This is a genomic window from Pseudomonas sp. LABIM340 (genome assembly GCF_040017195.2).
Lineage (GTDB): Bacteria > Pseudomonadota > Gammaproteobacteria > Pseudomonadales > Pseudomonadaceae > Pseudomonas.
On sequence record NZ_CM200227.1, the window covers coordinates 3,824,061 to 3,839,577 of the forward strand.

Annotated in this window: 14 protein-coding genes; 9 read left to right on the top strand and 5 right to left on the bottom strand. The window is 66.3% G+C overall.

From position 1 onward, the window contains the following. Positions 1 to 2 precede the first annotated feature (2 nt). Positions 3 to 776, bottom strand: a complete 774-nt coding sequence (locus ABKS89_RS17445) for an AraC family transcriptional regulator (RefSeq protein WP_253450511.1) — start codon at positions 774 to 776, stop codon at positions 3 to 5. Between the two features lie 221 nt (positions 777 to 997). Here ABKS89_RS17445 and ABKS89_RS17450 point away from each other — a divergent pair, with 221 nt between their 5' ends. The 4 genes from ABKS89_RS17450 to ABKS89_RS17465 all read left to right on the top strand — a co-directional run bounded on the left by ABKS89_RS17450 (position 998) and on the right by ABKS89_RS17465 (position 6,095). After that, positions 998 to 2,092 (top strand): polyamine ABC transporter substrate-binding protein, encoded by a 1,095-nt coding sequence (locus tag ABKS89_RS17450; protein ID WP_348586300.1) that lies wholly within the window; start codon positions 998 to 1,000, stop codon positions 2,090 to 2,092. A 208-nt stretch (positions 2,093 to 2,300) separates the two neighbouring features. Beyond that, positions 2,301 to 3,659 (top strand): glutamine synthetase family protein, encoded by a 1,359-nt coding sequence (locus tag ABKS89_RS17455; RefSeq protein WP_138214373.1) that lies wholly within the window; start codon positions 2,301 to 2,303, stop codon positions 3,657 to 3,659. 40 nt (positions 3,660 to 3,699) lie between these two features. Then, positions 3,700 to 4,785, top strand: a complete 1,086-nt coding sequence (locus ABKS89_RS17460; RefSeq protein ID WP_138214374.1) for a polyamine ABC transporter substrate-binding protein — start codon at positions 3,700 to 3,702, stop codon at positions 4,783 to 4,785. A gap of 14 nt (positions 4,786 to 4,799) precedes the next feature. Further along, positions 4,800 to 6,095: an NAD(P)/FAD-dependent oxidoreductase gene (locus ABKS89_RS17465; RefSeq protein WP_348586301.1), complete on the top strand. Its 1,296-nt coding sequence runs from the start codon at positions 4,800 to 4,802 to the stop codon at positions 6,093 to 6,095. 189 nt (positions 6,096 to 6,284) lie between these two features. On the opposite strand, the gene ABKS89_RS17470 is transcribed toward ABKS89_RS17465, so the two are convergent. Further along, positions 6,285 to 7,088, bottom strand: a complete 804-nt coding sequence (locus ABKS89_RS17470; RefSeq protein ID WP_348586303.1) for a helix-turn-helix domain-containing protein — start codon at positions 7,086 to 7,088, stop codon at positions 6,285 to 6,287. Positions 7,089 to 7,333: 245 nt separating this feature from the next. Between ABKS89_RS17470 and ABKS89_RS17475 the strand changes: the two genes are divergently transcribed. Then, entirely contained in the window at positions 7,334 to 7,744 is a 411-nt protein-coding gene (locus tag ABKS89_RS17475) for an MAPEG family protein (protein ID WP_138214377.1), read from the top strand. A 7-nt stretch (positions 7,745 to 7,751) separates the two neighbouring features. Here the strand turns inward: ABKS89_RS17475 and ABKS89_RS17480 are convergent, their stop codons facing one another. Continuing rightward, the gene (locus ABKS89_RS17480) at positions 7,752 to 8,792 is read right to left on the bottom strand and encodes an RNA methyltransferase (RefSeq protein WP_348586304.1); all 1,041 of its coding nucleotides are present in this window, start codon (positions 8,790 to 8,792) and stop codon (positions 7,752 to 7,754) included. Between the two features lie 111 nt (positions 8,793 to 8,903). Between ABKS89_RS17480 and ampC the strand changes: the two genes are divergently transcribed. Beyond that, the gene (ampC, locus tag ABKS89_RS17485; protein WP_348586306.1) at positions 8,904 to 10,046 is read left to right on the top strand and encodes a class C beta-lactamase; all 1,143 of its coding nucleotides are present in this window, start codon (positions 8,904 to 8,906) and stop codon (positions 10,044 to 10,046) included. Between the two features lie 526 nt (positions 10,047 to 10,572). Next, entirely contained in the window at positions 10,573 to 11,658 is a 1,086-nt protein-coding gene (locus ABKS89_RS17490) for an MBL fold metallo-hydrolase (protein ID WP_138214380.1), read from the top strand. A 109-nt stretch (positions 11,659 to 11,767) separates the two neighbouring features. Here ABKS89_RS17490 and ABKS89_RS17495 read toward each other — a convergent pair whose 3' ends face one another. Continuing rightward, complete coding sequence (locus ABKS89_RS17495) at positions 11,768 to 12,472, bottom strand: MgtC/SapB family protein (RefSeq protein WP_138214381.1); 705 nt, start codon at positions 12,470 to 12,472, stop codon at positions 11,768 to 11,770. A gap of 357 nt (positions 12,473 to 12,829) precedes the next feature. Beyond that, positions 12,830 to 13,774: a GlxA family transcriptional regulator gene (locus ABKS89_RS17500; protein ID WP_348587593.1), complete on the bottom strand. Its 945-nt coding sequence runs from the start codon at positions 13,772 to 13,774 to the stop codon at positions 12,830 to 12,832. Positions 13,775 to 13,893: 119 nt separating this feature from the next. Between ABKS89_RS17500 and ABKS89_RS17505 the strand changes: the two genes are divergently transcribed. Together ABKS89_RS17505 and ABKS89_RS17510 are read left to right on the top strand one after the other, a co-directional pair. Next, positions 13,894 to 14,688, top strand: coding sequence for an alpha/beta fold hydrolase (locus ABKS89_RS17505; protein WP_138214383.1), 795 nt, complete (start codon positions 13,894 to 13,896; stop codon positions 14,686 to 14,688). Positions 14,689 to 14,890: 202 nt separating this feature from the next. Beyond that, complete coding sequence (locus ABKS89_RS17510; protein ID WP_348586307.1) at positions 14,891 to 15,511, top strand: cell wall hydrolase; 621 nt, start codon at positions 14,891 to 14,893, stop codon at positions 15,509 to 15,511. The last annotated feature ends 6 nt before the right edge of the window (positions 15,512 to 15,517 follow it).

The window sequence follows — 15,517 nt, forward strand, 5'->3', positions numbered from 1 at the left end:
CGTCAGGCCGGGCTGCCTTCCTGCAGCGCTGCCAGGTAGGCACGCGGCGGCTGCCCGGTGTGCTCGCGGAAGCAGCGATAGAACACCGACAGCGAATTGAAGCCCACGGCGAAAGCCAGTTCGTCGATGCGCGCCGCCGGTTCCTCGCGCAGGCGCTCCAGCAGATGGCCGATGCGCGCCTGGTTCAGGTAGCGGTAGAAGCTCTGCCCGAGCACCTGGTTGAGCAGGTAGGAAATCTGGTTGCGCGTGTAGCCGGTGGCCCGCGCCAGGCGCTCCAGGTCCATCTCCGGATCGAGATAGGGATGGGCGCTGCCGAAGTAGGACTCGATATCCAGCAGCATCTTGCCCACCTGGGCCGAGTTCAGGCCCAGGCGGCGCTGATCCTTGACGCCCTCCTCGCGCTGTTCGCGCACCGGCGTAGCGTACTCGTGGACGCGCCAGATCAGCCCGTCGCGCACAGTGATCGCCTCGCTGGCGCGGAACGACGCCAGCCGGCTGCTGCGCCGCAGCGTCAGGCGCGAGCGGTACTGGATGAAGGCCGTGTCGCCATCGGCGCGAATCTGGTCGATGTGTTCGATGTGATGCTGCGGGCTGCGCGGCATGGCCGTGCGGATATAGCCGGGCAGCTCGCTGGCGGGGATTTCCAGGTCGTTGTAGAAGTCGCAGTACTGCACCTGCGGATGGAACATCGCCAGCACGCCTTCGACGTCGCGGTTCATCCAGCACTGGTGGTAGCGCGTGACCACTTCGCGGGTGCGCTCGGTTTCATCATTCATGGTTTTCCCTCCGCCTGGGCCGCAGCGTAGGGCGCGGGCAGCGCGCTGCACAGTGCCGCGGGTCCGCAGCAGCATCGCCGATTCCGCCCGTGCACGGAAGAACGACGCAAAGCCGCGCCGCGCCTAGTTTTCGGCCAGGGCCGAAAACAACAGAACAAGGCCCGTTTCCCACCTGCCGATCGCATTGGCGCCGCGCTAGCCGGCGTCCTCCAGGAGTGAAGATGAACAAGCGTGCTTTGGGTTGTCTGGCCGGTCTGCTGGCCGGTGCCGCGTTGCCGGTGCTGGCGGCGCCGCAAGAGGTGCATTTCGCCAACTGGGCCGACTACATCGGGCCGACCGTGCTGGCGGACTTCCAGAAGGAAACCGGGATCAGGGTGGTGCTCGACGCCTTCGAGTCCGACGAAGTGCTGGAAGCCAAGCTGCTCACCGGGCATTCCGGCTTCGACGTCGTGGTGCCCTCGGCGGACTTCCTCGCCCGCCAGCTCAAGGCCGGCGTCTACCGCCCGCTGGATGACGCGCTGCTGCCCAACCGCAAGAACCTCGACCCCGACCTGCTGGCCCGCGTGGCGCAGTCCGACCCGGGCAACCGCTTCGCCGTACCCTACCTCTGGGGCACCGTCGGTATCGGCTACAACCCGGCGAAAATCAAGGCCGCGCTGGGCGCCGACGCGCCGCTGGACTCCTGGGACCTGGTGTTCAAGCCGGAGAACCTCGCCAAGCTCAAGGGCTGCGGCGTGGCCTTCCTCGACTCGCCGGCGAAGATCCTGCCGCTGGCCCTGCACTACCTGGGCAAGGACCCGAACAGCAACAACCCGGCGGACTACGAGGCCGGCACCAAGCTGCTGGAAAGCCTCAAGCCCTCGGTGACCTACTTCAGCTCGACCAAGTACATCGCCGACCTTGCCAACGGCAACGTCTGCGTGGCCATCGGCTTCTCCGGCGACGTGCTGCAGGCGCAGAAAAGCGCGCAGGAAGCCGGCGGAGCGGTGGACGTGCAGTACAGCGTGCCGAAGGAAGGCACCAACATCTGGTTCGACAACCTGGCCATCCCCAAGGACGCGCGCAACCCCGAAGGCGCCCACGCCTTCATCAACTACCTGATGCGCCCGGATGTGATCGCGAAGACCAGCGACTACCTGCACTACGCCAACGCCAACGTGCCGGCCAAGGCGCTGATGGACCAGAAAGTCCGCGAGAACCCGGCGGTCTACCCCAACGCCGAGCTGGTCAAGGGCATGTACGTCAGCCTGCCGCCGAGCCCGTCGATCCTGCGCCTGATCACCCGCGACTGGAGCCGGATCAAGTCCGGGGTCTGATCCCGCAGCCGTTGCGTTCACACCAGCAGCCCCGGCCGCCACGGCGTCCGGGGCTGTCTGCATGGGAAGCGGGAGCTTTTTGACGACGATTCCCAAGCCTTGCGGAAAGTGGATAGAACGCACGCCTGCCTCCGGCCGACACTAGCCTCGCCTGGCAGCAAGACGCTGCACGTGCACCCATTACAAAACCAAAAAGACCGAGGCTTGTATGACCACCCCCGCCGAGCAACTGGAGCAACGGCTGAAGCAACAGAAAATCACCGAAGTCGAATGCGTGGTGAGCGACCTCACCGGCATCGCCCGCGGCAAGATTTCCCCCACCAACAAGTTCCTCGGCGAAGGGGGCATGCGACTCCCCGAAAGTGTCCTGCTGCAGACCGTCACCGGCGATTTCGTCGATGATGACATCTACTACGACCTGCTCGACGAAGCGGACATCGACATGGTCTGCAAGCCCGACCCGGACGCCATCTACCTGGTGCCCTGGGCGCTGGAACCGACCGCGATGGTCATCCACGACACCTTCGACAAGGTCGGCAACCCCATCGAACTGTCCCCGCGCAACGTGCTCAAGCGCGTACTCAAGCTCTACGCCGACAAGGGCTGGAGCCCGGTCGTGGCGCCGGAGATGGAGTTCTACCTGACCAAGCGCAGCAGCGACCCGGACTTCCCGCTGGAAGCCCCCGTCGGCCGTTCGGGCCGCCCGGAAAGCGGCCGCCAGAGCTTCTCCATCGACGCCGCCAACGAATTCGACCCGCTGTTCGAAGACGTCTACGACTGGTGCGAACTGCAAGGCCTGGACCTGGACACGCTGATCCACGAAGACGGCCCGGCGCAGATGGAAATCAACTTCCGTCACGGCGACGCGCTGAGCCTGGCCGACCAGATCATCGTGTTCAAGCGCACCATGCGCGAAGCCGCGCTCAAGCATGACGTCAGCGCCACCTTCATGGCCAAGCCGATCACCGACGAGCCCGGCAGCGCCATGCACATCCACCAGAGCGTGCTGGACATCGCCACCGGCCAGAACATCTTCGCCGCCGAAGACGGCTCCATGAGCCAGTTGTTCCTGCACTACATCGGCGGCCTGCAGAAATACATCCCGAAAGTGCTGCCGATGTTCGCACCCAACGTAAACTCCTTCCGCCGCTTCCTGCCGGACACCTCCGCGCCGGTGAACGTCGAATGGGGCGAAGAGAACCGCACCGTGGGCCTGCGCGTCCCCGCCGCGCCGCCGATCGCCATGCGCGTGGAAAACCGCCTGCCGGGCGCCGACGCCAACCCGTACCTGGCGCTGGCCGCCAGCCTGCTCTGTGGCTACCTGGGCATGATCGAGCAGATCAACCCCAGCGCCGCCGTCCAGGGCCGCGCCTACGAGCGCCGCAACCTGCGCCTGCCGATCACCATCGAGGACGCGCTGCAGCAGATGGAAGACTGCGACGTGCTCAAGGAATTCCTCGGCGAGAAGTTCGTGCAGGGCTATGTCGCGGTGAAGCGCACCGAGCACGAGAACTTCAAGCGCGTGATCAGCTCCTGGGAGCGTGAGTTCCTGCTGCTGAGCGTCTGATCCTCATCCCTGACTTCACAACAACAATTCGGGAGTCCCCATGAGACTGCTGCGCACCCTTGCGCCCTTCGCCCTGGCAACCCTAGCCTCGGCCGCACACGCTGCACCGACGGTCAGCATCTACAACTGGACCGACTACATCGCTCCGGACACCCTCGCCGGCTTCCAGAAGACCACCGGGATCAAGCCGGTCTACGACGTCTTCGACTCCAACGAGACACTGGAAGGCAAGCTGCTGGCGGGCCGTTCCGGCTACGACGTGGTGGTGCCGTCCAACCACTTCCTGACCCGTCAGGTGCAGGCCGGTGTGTTCCTCGAACTCGACCGCAGCCAGCTGCCGAACTGGAAGCACCTGGACCCGGTACTGCTCAAGCTGCTGGAACAGAACGACCCGGGCAACAAGCACTCGGTGCCCTACCTGTGGGGCACCAACGGCATCGGTTACAACGTCGCCAAGGTCAAGCAGGTGCTGGGCGTCGACAAGATCGACTCCTGGTCGGTGCTGTTCGAGCCGGAAAACATCAAGAAGCTCCAGGCGTGCGGCGTGGCGTTCATGGACTCGCCCGACGAGATGATCCCCTCGGTGCTCAACTACCTGGGCCTGGACCCCAACAGCACCAACCCGGCGGACTATCCCAAGGCCGAGGCGAAGCTGGTGGCGGTGCGTCCGTACGTCACCTACTTCCACTCCTCCAAGTACATCTCGGACCTGGCCAACGGCAACATCTGCGTGGCCTTCGGCTACTCCGGCGACGTGTTCCAGGCCGCCGCCCGCGCCAAGGAAGCCAAGAACGGCATCGAGATCGCCTACAGCATTCCCAAGGAAGGCGCGAACCTGTGGTTCGACCTGATGGCGATCCCCTCGGATGCCGGCCATCCGGAGCAGGCCCTGGCGTTCATCAACTATGTCCTCGATCCGAAGGTGATCGCCGGCATCAGCGAATACGTCGGCTACCCCAGCGCCAACGCTGACGCCAAGACCCTGCTGCCCGAGGAAATGCAGAACAATCCCGAGGTCTACCCGAGCCAGGCCGTGCTCGACAAGCTGTACATCGCCAAGGCGCCGCCGCCCAAGATCATGCGCCTGATGACCCGCAGCTGGAGCAAGATCAAGTTCAACCAATGATGCGAGAAAGTCCCATGAAGCACACCGAGGAGCACGCCGCGTCCTATTACGCCGCGACCGCCCGCGACCGCCAGCAGTACCCTCCCCTGGCGGGGGATGTGCGTGCGGATGTCTGCGTGATCGGCGGCGGCTTCACCGGCGTGAACGCAGCCCTGGAGCTGGCCCGGAAGGGCCACTCCGTGGTGCTGCTGGAAGCCCGGCGCATCGGCTGGGGCGCCAGCGGGCGCAACGGCGGGCAGCTGATCCGTGGCATTGGCCACGACGTCAGCGGCTTCGCCAGGTACGTCGGCGAGGAAGGCGTGCGCTACCTCGAGCAGGCGGGTGTCGATTCGGTCGCCCTGGTCGCCGAGCGCATCCGTCAGCTGGATATCGAGTGCGACCTGCGCTGGGGCTTCTGCGAGCTGGCCAACACCCCGGCGCAATACGCCGCGATGGTCCGCGAGCAGGACTCCCTGAGCACTTCGGACTACCCCCACGAGACGCGTCTGGTACCGCCGGAGCGCATGCGCGAAGTGGTTGCCAGCGACCTCTACGCGGGTGGGCACATCGACATGGGCTCGGGCCACCTGCACCCGCTCGACCTGGTCAAGGGCGAGGCCCGCGCGGCCAAGGCCTTCGGTGCGCAGATCTTCGAGCAGAGCCCGGTACTGCGCATCGAGCACGGCACCACGGCCGTCGTTCACTGCGCCCAGGGCCGCGTGCTGGCGAACACCCTGGTGCTCGGCTGCAACGCGCACCTTGAAGAGCTGGAGCCCAAGCTCACCGGCAAGGTGCTGCCCGCCGGCAGCTACGTGGTAGCCACCGAGCCGCTATCCGAGGAAGTGGCGGCGCAGTTGATCCCGCAGAACATGGCGCTGTGCGACCAGAAGGTGGGGCTGGACTACTACCGCCTGACGGCCGACCGTCGCCTGCTGTTCGGCGGTGCCTGCCACTACTCCGGCCGCGACCCGGCGGACATCGGTGCCTACATGCGGCCGAAGGTGCTGAAGGTGTTCCCGCAACTGGAACAGGTGAAGCTCGACTACCAGTGGGGCGGCATGATCGGCATTACCGCCAATCGTTTCCCGCAGGTCGGCCGGCTGAAAAGCCATCCGAACGTGTATTTCGCCCAGGGCTATTCCGGCCACGGGCTGAACGTCACGCACTGGTCGGCCAAGCTGCTCGCCGAAGCCATCCACCAGGGCGAGAGCAAGGGGCTGGACCTGTTCAGCGCCGTGCCACACCTGACCTTCCCCGGCGGCAAGCTCTTGCGTTCGCCGCTGCTGGCGCTGGGCATGGCGTGGTATCGGGTGCGCGAGTTGCTGGGCTGATCACTGGCTCTGCGGTAAACGAAAAAGCCCCCGATTCGGGGGCTTTTGTCTTCTGCAGCGGACTGCGTTCGTGATGGTCCGGCGCGCTGGCTGTCGCAGGCATGGCCAGCTCCTACAGGCAAACTCCGCTGTAGGAGCGGGCCATGCCCGCGATCCGCGGACAACGTCCGCGCCTATGACTGATCGCCGCTACCAGGCCCGACCGCCCTGCTTCGCCGTGGTCTTCGGATACTCGCCGAACAGCGCGAAATACGACTGGGAAAACCGCCCCAGGTGCCAGAACGACCACTTCATCGCCACCTCGGCGACGGTCATGCCGGACTCGGCGGCTGCCAGCAAGTCGCGCCGCGCCGCGTTCAGGCGTCGGTTGCGTAACCAGACGATGGGCGGGATGCCGGCGTAATGCAGGAACGACTGCTGCAGCGTGCGCGGCGAAACGCCCACCTTGGCGGCGAGATCAGCCATGCCGAACTGCTCGTCGGGGCAGTCGTTCACCACTTCCTTGACCCGCTGCACCACGCGCTTGGCCTGGACGATGGAGCGCGCCCGGCGTTCGCCATCCAGCGGCGCTTCGCACAGCAACGAGAAACAGTGGGAGACGATGCTCTGCGCCACGCCCGGCGCATCCATCGGGTCGCCGCCGGCCGTGGCGCCGGTCAGCAGGTTGCTCAGCGAAGTCGCCACCGACTGGCAGTGGCCCGAGCGCAGCGGCGTCAGCACCAGGTCGGCGAAAGCATCGGCCGGCTGGCCCCAGTTCGCCGACTCCTTGATCACCACCGCCACCTCACGGTAGTTCTCCGGGGTGACCCAGGCGTTGCGGGTCTCCCCGTCGAGCAGGTAGAGCGCGTTGTCGGACATGTCGAAGCTGAACACCAGGGCGCCGGGCGGGGCGTGGAACTCCTGCTCCACGCGCAGGTTCATCTGCTCTTCAAAGAGCTCGATCCCCTCGACTTCAGCGTGCAGGATGCGCCCGGCGAATCGCCCGGCGGACATCTGCGTGTACTGCTGTTCCCAACCAGGAATGGCTATGCGCTGCTGATCTACTTCTTGTGCTTCGACAACCCGGATCGCCATACCCAGCCCTGCTGGTTTTTTCAGATGCGGAAGGCTACCAACCGGGGCGAACCTCATGCAAGTCAAACGCAGCTGCCATCGGCTCTGGCGCCGCGTACGGCAACTCCGTTCGTCGCCTATAGTGAGCCCCATCCGCCCGTTTCCCGAGTGAAGGATCACCCACCATGCACCCGCTCATCCTGCCCATGGCCACCCACGTTGCGTGGGCCGCACTCCTCTACGCGCTGCTGACCGTCGCCCGCGCTCCGAAGATCTGGGGTATTGGCCAACGCGCGGACGGCAGTAATCCCTGGGCCGATGTCGAACCGCGCATCAGCGCCAACCTGTCCAACCAGTTCGAATGGCCGCTGTTCTTCTACGCCGCCAGCCTGCTGCTGATCCAGCAGCGGCTAGACCTGGCCGCAGCGACCTGGCTCGCCTGGCTGTTCATCGCCGGCCGCGTGGCGCACAGCGGCGTGCAGATACTCACCCGCAACATCCGGCTGCGCGGGCTGGTGTTCACCGTCAACTTTCTCGCCGTGCTCGGCTTGTGGGTGGTGGTCGTCCTGTCGCTCTCGGGCAGGCCCGCTGCCTGAGCGGCGGCTAGAGCAAGGGACTGCGCCGGCGGGTGGTGGCGATAAGCTCGGTGGCCCGCGCACGTAACTGGCCGCAGCCGCCATCGACATCCTGCCCGGCGCTGTTGCGCACCTTGGTCAGCACGCCACGACTGTGCAGGTAGCGGACGATCTCGACGATGCGTTCAGCGTCCGGGCGCTGGTACTGGTCGCCTTCCAGCGCATTGAAGGGGATCAGGTTGAGCACGCCGAACTTGCCCTTGAGCAGCCGCAGGATGCCGTCGAGCTCTTCCTGGCTGTCGTTGACGCCCTTGAGCAGCGTCCACTGGTACTGGATCGGGTAGTCCGTGGCGCGCGCATAGGTCTCGCCCTGCTCCACCAGCTCTTCGGGCGTCAGCTTCGGCGCGCGCGGCAGCAGGTGCTCGCGCAGCTCGGCATTGCTGGTGTGCAGCGACAGTGCCAGGGCCGGCTTGATCCGCTGCTGCGGCAGGCGCTCGAAGACGCGCGGGTCGCCGACGGTGGAGAACACCAGGTTCTTGTGGCCGATGCCACCGTCGGTGCCGAGACGGTCGATGGCTTCGAGCACATTGTCGAGGTTGTGCGCCGGCTCTCCCATGCCCATGAATACCACCTTCTTCACCGGCCGAACGCGCCGCGCCAGGACCAGCTGGGCGACGATCTCGGTGGTGGAAAGCTGGCGCAGCAGGCCGCTCTTGCCGGTCATGCAGAAGCGGCAGCCCACGGCGCAGCCGACCTGGGTGGACACGCATACGCCGCCGCGCGGCAACAGCACGCTCTCCACCATCTGCCCATCGGCCAGGCGCACCAGCAGGCGCTCGGAGTTGTCGCCACCGGGATGTCGCGAATGAATGGTCGCCAGGGCGTCCAGCTCGGCGGCAACCTGCGCCACACCGTTGCGCACGCTCAGCGGCAGGAAATCCTCGGTGGCCTGCCGCTTGGTCCCGGCATCCAGCGGCCGGCCCTGCAGCCAGGCGCGCAGCATCCGCGCGCGGTGCAGGGGCAGCGCGCCAAGGTCGGCGAGGCGTTGGTCGAGGTCACAGATTCGCATGGGGCGCGAATCCTACCACCAGCGCGGGCACAGGCGTAGCGCTGCCGGTCTGGCTGGAGACCTGGCCGCGGCGATGCTAGGGTCAGCCCATTGCACTGCCAGGAAGTCGCCATGCACCGGACCGCCCCGCTCGTACTCAGCCTCACCTGCCTGCTCGTCGCCGGCCTCGCTCAGGCCGCCCCACCGGACTTCGATGCCAAGGTGAACAAGCTCGCCCAGCAGGTCATGCGCGAGCAGAACATCGCCGGCCTCGCCATCGGCATCACCGATCACGGCGAGCAGCGCTTCTACAACTTCGGCGTGGCGTCGAAGGAGAACAAGCAACCGGTGAGCAGCGACACGCTGTTCGAGATCGGTTCGGTGAGCAAGACCTTCACTGCTACCCTCGCCGGTTTCGCCCAGGCCGCGGGCAAGCTCAAGCTGGAAGACAGCCCGACACGCTACCTGAAGGAACTGCGCGGCAGTGCGCTGGACAAGGTGACGCTGATCCAGCTCGCCACCCACACCGCCGGCGGCTTCCCGCTGCAACTGCCTGACGAGGTGAAGACGCCCAAGCAGCTCACCGACTACTACAGGAACTGGCAACCGCAGTACCCCGCAGGCAACCAGCGCAGCTACGCCAACCCCAGTATCGCCCTGCTCGGCATCGTCACCGCAAAGGCGCTCGATGTGCCGTTCAAGACCGCGATGCAGCGCAACGTCTTCGCGCCGCTGGGCCTGAGCAATACCCACATCGACGTGCCGGTGACCCGCCAGGCCATCTACGCCCAGGGCTACGACAAGGATGATGCTCCGGTGCGGGTGAGCCCTGACCAGATCGCCGACGAGGCCTATGGCGTGAAATCCAGCAGCCGCGACCTGCTGCGCTTCGTCCAGGTGCAGCTGGGCGAGGTGAAGCTCGGTGACAAGCTGCGGGCGGCGGTGGATGCCACTCGTACCGGCTACTACCAGGTCGGCCCGATGACCCAGGACCTGATCTGGGAGCAGTACGCCTACCCTCCCAAGCTCGCCGAACTGCAGCAGTACAATGGCAGCAGCATGGTGCTGCAAAGCCAGCCGGTAACGGCGCTGCGCAAACCGTTGCCGCCGCAGCAGGACGTCTGGGTGAACAAGACCGGCGCCACCGGTGGATTCGGCGCCTACGTGGCTTTCGTCCCGTCGAAGCAGCGCGGCATCGTCATCCTCGCCAACCGCAACTACCCCAACGAGGTGCGGGTGAAGCTGGCCTGGGACATCCTGTCGAAGCTCAACTGAGCCGCCCGCTTTCCCTCTCCGCTGCCATACGGTTCGCGAGCATGGCTCGCTCCTACAGAGAGACTCCGCCATCAACCTGTAGGAGCGGGCCATGCCCGCGATCCGCGGACAAGGTCCGCGCCAGCCACCGGCACCAAAACCACCGGAAAACAATCGCGGACGGCGTCCGCTCCTACGCTCATGGCCGGGGCAGGCGCAAGGGCTGTCGCAGGCATGGCCAGCTCCTACAGAGAGACTCCGCCATCAACCTGTAGGAGCGGGCCATGCCCGCGATCCGCGGACAAGGTCCGCGCCAGCCGACAGCACCAAAACCACCGGGGAAACAATCGCGGACGGCGTCCGCTCCTGCGCTCATGGCCGGGGCGGGCGCAAGGGCTGTCGCAGGCATGGCCGGCTCCTACAGGGAAACCCCGGCGCGCTTTCATCGATAACGGTGATGTTCTGAATCAAAATGCCGGTAATGCTCCCTGGCGGCGGAACCTGTAGCGTGCTTCCCTGACGCATTCCGCCACTGAGGATCAGTGCCTTGCCCCGTCTCCCACTGCACCGCGCGCCCATCGACGACTACAGCCACTCGCCGCATTACATCGCCGGGAGATTCCGCAACCTCAAGGCACGCCCGGCCGACATGCCGGAACCGAGCGCGAGAGTGCTCTGGGATGTGCTGTTCAACAAGCCGAAGAACACCGTGCCGCGAGCCCCGGTGCCGGTGCGCGCGCTGAGCCGTGAAGAGCTGGAGCAGGCGCCCGACCGCAGCCTGTACCGCCTCGGCCACTCCACCCTGCTGCTCAAGCTGCGCGGCGGCTGGTGGCTGACCGACCCGGTGTTCTCCGAACGCGCCTCACCCTTCAGCTTCGCCGGGCCCAAGCGCTTCCACGCGCCGCCGATCGCCCTGCAGGACCTGCCGCCGATCCGCGGCGTGATCCTTTCCCACGATCACTACGACCACCTCGACCGCGCGACCATCGCCGTGCTGGCCGAGCGGGCGGAAGTCTTCCTCACCCCGCTGGGCGTGGGCGACCGCCTGCTGGACTGGGGCGTGCCGGCGGAAAGGATCCGCCAGCTGGACTGGTGGCAGAGCACCACGGTGGACGGCCTGTGCCTGACCGCCACCCCGGCGCAGCATTTCTCCGGCCGCGGCGTGCGCGACGGCAACCGCACCCTGTGGTGCTCCTGGGTGATCGAGGACGACAGCCTGCGCGTCTTCTTCAGCGGCGATACCGGCTACTTCGACGGCTTCGCCGAGATCGGCCGGCGCTTCGGCCACTTCGACCTGACGCTGATGGAAACCGGCGCCTACAACGAACACTGGCCCTACGTGCACATGCACCCGCAGCAGACCGTGCAGGCGCATCAGGATCTCAACGGCCGCTGGCTGCTGCCGATCCACAACGGCACCTTCGACCTGGCCATGCACGCCTGGTACGAGCCCTTCGAGCGCGTACTGGAAATCGCCGGCGAGCGCGGGCTCGCCGTCACCACGCCGATGATGGGCGAGCGCATCGACCTCGTGGCACCCCATCAGGGTGAGCGCTGGTGGCGCGGCGTGGTGGCCGAAGAGGCCCGCGCACCGGCACCGCGCTGCGGCTGCCGCACCGCCCGCGAGAGCTGAGCCTGAACCTGGGCTTTTGTAGGATGGCGTAGAGCGTAGCGATACCCAACAACGCATCACACCAGCAGCATGGGTATCGCTGCGCTCCACCCATCCTACGGTCCAGAGTTCAATCGCTGACCAACTCGAACAGCTGCCAGCGCACCGAGCTGACGCCCTTCTCCAGGCTGATCCGGCTGACCATGCGTTCCAGCTGGCCGGTGGCGCCGTGGCCGCCGAGCAGCTCGGCGCGCACTTCCAGTTTCGCCGGGTTGGCCTGGTCCTCGCTGTGCAGCGACTGCAGGCGCAGCTCGCTGCTGTCCAGGCTGTGGAGCATCAGGCTGCGCACCTGGATCTCGTCTTCGGCGCGGCAGATGACGGCGACGCCATAACGCTGCTCCGCCTCGTTGGCCGGCAGCACGTCCTGCTGGTTGATGCGCTGGGCGATGTCACGCAGCAGGATGTTGGCGCAGAGCACCACCACGCTGCCCAGCGCAGCTTCCAGCAACAGCCCCATGCTGCACAGCACGCCGATGGCAGCGGTGCACCAGAGCGTGGCGGCAGTGTTCAGGCCACGCACGTTGAGGCCATCGCGCATGATCACGCCACCACCGAGGAAGCCGATCCCCGACACCACGTACGCAGCGATACGCGGCGCATCGGCGGATAGCCCCGGCGTCGCCTGGGTCATCAGCACGAACAGGCAGGCACCGGTGCTGACCAGCGCGTTGGTGCGCAGGCCGGTGAGGCGCTGGCGCAGTTGGCGTTCGGCGCCGATCAGGGCGCCCAGGATGAGTGCCGCGGCGACCCGCAGCAGGAAGATTTTCCAATCCATGTTCCACCTCGTTTGCAGCGCAGCGCCGCTCCATGCGCCGGGCCATGCCGGCGCGCATTCGGGTGATGGATTGCGAGGGAGCGAAGGGCCGGATCGGCCCCGCAGGGGAATGGTGAGACGTCATCCCGTGGCGGGATGCGTATCGCCACTGTCCGCAACGCAGCGAGACAGTGGCAGGGTTCTGCCGGACGGCTCGCTGTTCAGACCTGTCGCAATCGACCAGGACAAGTGTCCAAGGCAGGACTCCTCTGTGGATTCAAAAAAAGCGACCGGACCCGGTGTGAGCACTGCCCGGGACAGCTACCGGCCGCGAGTCGTCATCATCGCGCGGCAGCCTTAAGGATTCCTTAGCACCCGTCAGGCAGAGCCCTGGCGCCAACGCGCCGGGGTGGTGCCGACCCGCGCCTTGAACAGGCGGACGAAGAAACTGACGTTCTCGTAGCCGACCTCGGTGGCGATCTCGCGCACCGACAGCTGGGTCGCCAGCAGCAGTTTCTTCGCCTTGTCGATGCGGACCTGCTGCAGATAGAGATTCGGTGGCAGCTTCGTCGCCTCGCGGAAACGGCGCTTGAAGGTGCGTTCGCTGACACCGGCCTGACGCGCCATGCGCTCGATGGTCAGCGGTTCGGCGTGGTGGCTTTCGATCCAGTCCTGCACCCGCAGCACAACGTCGTCGCAATGGTTGCGATGGCCCGGCAGGATCGGCCCGAGGCGGTGCGGGTCGGCGACCAGCAGGTGGGTGGCGCAGAGCTGGGCGAAGCGGTCGCCGCAATCGCGGGCGAGAATATCCAGCAACGCATCGAAGCAACCATTGAGCGAACCGGTGCTGTAAAGCCCGCCCTCCTGCAGGAAGGACTCCCGCGCCACGAAGCTGCACGCCGGATAGCGCTTGCCCAGTTGCCGGACGAACGCCCAATGCGTGGCGAGCAGGCCGCCATCGAGACGCCCGCTGGCTGCCAGCCAGGCGGCGCCCGTGGTCAAAGCCAGCACCCGCGCGCCAGCGTCGATATGCCGGCCCAGCCACGCCAGCACCCGCGCATCCGCCTCGAAGCCGGCCAGACGCGGCCCCTCGATGGCCGGCAGGACGACCAGCGAGGCGACCTCGACATCCGTCAGCGCAGCCTCCGCCGTAATGACGTGGCCGCCCGCTGCGCACACCGGCGCGCCATCGACAGAGACCACGCGCACCGCAAATGAGGGCTCCACGCCCAGATGCTGTTCCAGCAAAGCCGCAATGCGGAAGAAGTCCGCCGCCGAAAACAACCCCATCGCCCAACAGCCGTCATAGGCCAGAATCGCCACCTGTTTCAAACACCCTCCTGGCCCGATCGGACTATGCATACGCCCGTCTGAACATCGCCTCGGGCACCTGGCGGGAATACTATGACCGAACCCACAGCGAGTCAGTACAGGAGAGTGTCATGTCGTTGCCCGTCACCACCCGGGAGCACTGGATCAGCAGCGAGAAGGGCCAGTTGTTCACCCAGGACTGGACGCCTGCCGAAACCGTCGGCGAGCCGATCCTGCTGCTGCACGACTCGCTGGGCTGCGTGACCTTGTGGCGCGATTTCCCGGAGCAGCTCGCGCGCAACACCGGGCGCCAGGTGATTGCCTACGACCGCCTCGGCTTCGGCCGCTCCGAGCGCTATCCCGGCGCCCTGCCGCTGGACTTCATCGACGACGAGGCGCGCAGTTTCTTCCCCCTGCTGCAACGGCACTTCGGCTTCGAACGCTGCGTGGTGTTCGGCCACAGCGTCGGCGGGGCCATGGCGGTGGCCTGTGTGGCACAGCATCCGCAGGCGTGCGCGGCGCTGATCACCGAGTCGGCCCAGGCCTTCGTCGAGCACCAGACCCGCGACGGTATCCGCGCCGCCGAGGTGGAGTTCGCCCGCGAAGGGCAGTTGGAGCGCCTGCAGAAGTACCACGGAGACAAGGCCTTCTGGGTGCTGCGCGCGTGGGTCGATACCTGGCTGTCCGACGATTTCAGCGACTGGAACCTGGATGCGAAACTGGCACAGGTGAAGTGCCCGATCCTCAGCCTGCACGGCGAACAGGACGAGTACGGCTCGGCCGCACACCCGGAGCGTTTCACCTCGGTGCCCGGCGTACCGACGATGCTCAGGCTGCTGCCCGATTGCGGCCACGTTCCGCACCGCGAGCAACAGCCGGCGGTACTGCAGGCGGTAGACGAATTCCTTCAGCGCTATGTGCCCTAGGCCCCGTCACTCGTGGGCTGCGGCGGCTACCGTCTGGCTGGAAAGTTGAATCTAATTCCGCGCAGCACAGTCACAACGACCAGGCGCAGTCGCCTCGCCACGTCCAGACGGAGGGAGGCGGCCTGAAGGGCGTCGTTGCGCGACTGCTTCGCAGGATTCGCACAACGACCTGACTGATTTCGCTGCGCAGGTAGGTTCGAACATGTGCCGCCTTCTTCCGTTGTTGCTGCTCACCCTGTGGGCGCCCTCTTCCTTCGCCGCCTCCATCGGCACCTCTACCGACGAGAAAGCCCAGGCCGCGGTGAACAAGGCCGAAGTGCTGGAGCAGCAGGTCGCCCACCCGGCGACGGCAGTAACCAGCCCGGCACCCATCAGTAAATCCGAGGTCAAGGCGCTGGACCCGTCCGGCAAGGCGCCGCTGGACGACGCCATCGTCTGCCTGTCACGGACCATCTACTGGGAAGCCAAGGGCGGCGGCAAGGCGGACATGGAGGCAGTGGCCAACGTGGTGCTCAACCGCATGGGCCACGGTGGTTTTCCCGACACCGTGTGCGGCGTGGTCAAGCAGGGCCAGGCGCAGAAGCACTGCCAGTTCTCCTGGTGGTGCGACGGTCGCTCCGACCAGGTGGAAGAGAAGAACCGCTACGACATCGCCAAGGAAATCGCCCGCCGGGCGCTGAACCAGCAGCTCAGCGACCGCACGCGCGGCGCCATGTACTTCCACGACCGCCACGCCTCGCCTGGCTGGGCGAAGGAATACATCCGCACGGCAGAGACCGACGAGTTCGTCTTCTACAAGCCGCGCGGCGGTGATGCGCGCTAGGTCGCT

Bases quoted from the DNA above. Each gene is read 5' to 3' on its own strand.
- ABKS89_RS17445 (WP_253450511.1), bottom strand. From the start codon at position 776: ATGAATGATGAAACCGAGCGCACCCGCGAAGTGGTCACGCGCTACCAC.
- ABKS89_RS17450 (WP_348586300.1), top strand. From the start codon at position 998: ATGAACAAGCGTGCTTTGGGTTGTCTGGCCGGTCTGCTGGCCGGTGCC.
- ABKS89_RS17455 (WP_138214373.1), top strand. From the start codon at position 2,301: ATGACCACCCCCGCCGAGCAACTGGAGCAACGGCTGAAGCAACAGAAA.
- ABKS89_RS17460 (WP_138214374.1), top strand. From the start codon at position 3,700: ATGAGACTGCTGCGCACCCTTGCGCCCTTCGCCCTGGCAACCCTAGCC.
- ABKS89_RS17465 (WP_348586301.1), top strand. From the start codon at position 4,800: ATGAAGCACACCGAGGAGCACGCCGCGTCCTATTACGCCGCGACCGCC.
- ABKS89_RS17470 (WP_348586303.1), bottom strand. From the start codon at position 7,088: ATGTCCGCCGGGCGATTCGCCGGGCGCATCCTGCACGCTGAAGTCGAG.
- ABKS89_RS17475 (WP_138214377.1), top strand. From the start codon at position 7,334: ATGCACCCGCTCATCCTGCCCATGGCCACCCACGTTGCGTGGGCCGCA.
- ABKS89_RS17480 (WP_348586304.1), bottom strand. From the start codon at position 8,792: ATGCGAATCTGTGACCTCGACCAACGCCTCGCCGACCTTGGCGCGCTG.
- ampC (WP_348586306.1), top strand. From the start codon at position 8,904: ATGCACCGGACCGCCCCGCTCGTACTCAGCCTCACCTGCCTGCTCGTC.
- ABKS89_RS17495 (WP_138214381.1), bottom strand. From the start codon at position 12,472: ATGGATTGGAAAATCTTCCTGCTGCGGGTCGCCGCGGCACTCATCCTG.
- ABKS89_RS17505 (WP_138214383.1), top strand. From the start codon at position 13,894: ATGTCGTTGCCCGTCACCACCCGGGAGCACTGGATCAGCAGCGAGAAG.
- ABKS89_RS17510 (WP_348586307.1), top strand. From the start codon at position 14,891: ATGTGCCGCCTTCTTCCGTTGTTGCTGCTCACCCTGTGGGCGCCCTCT.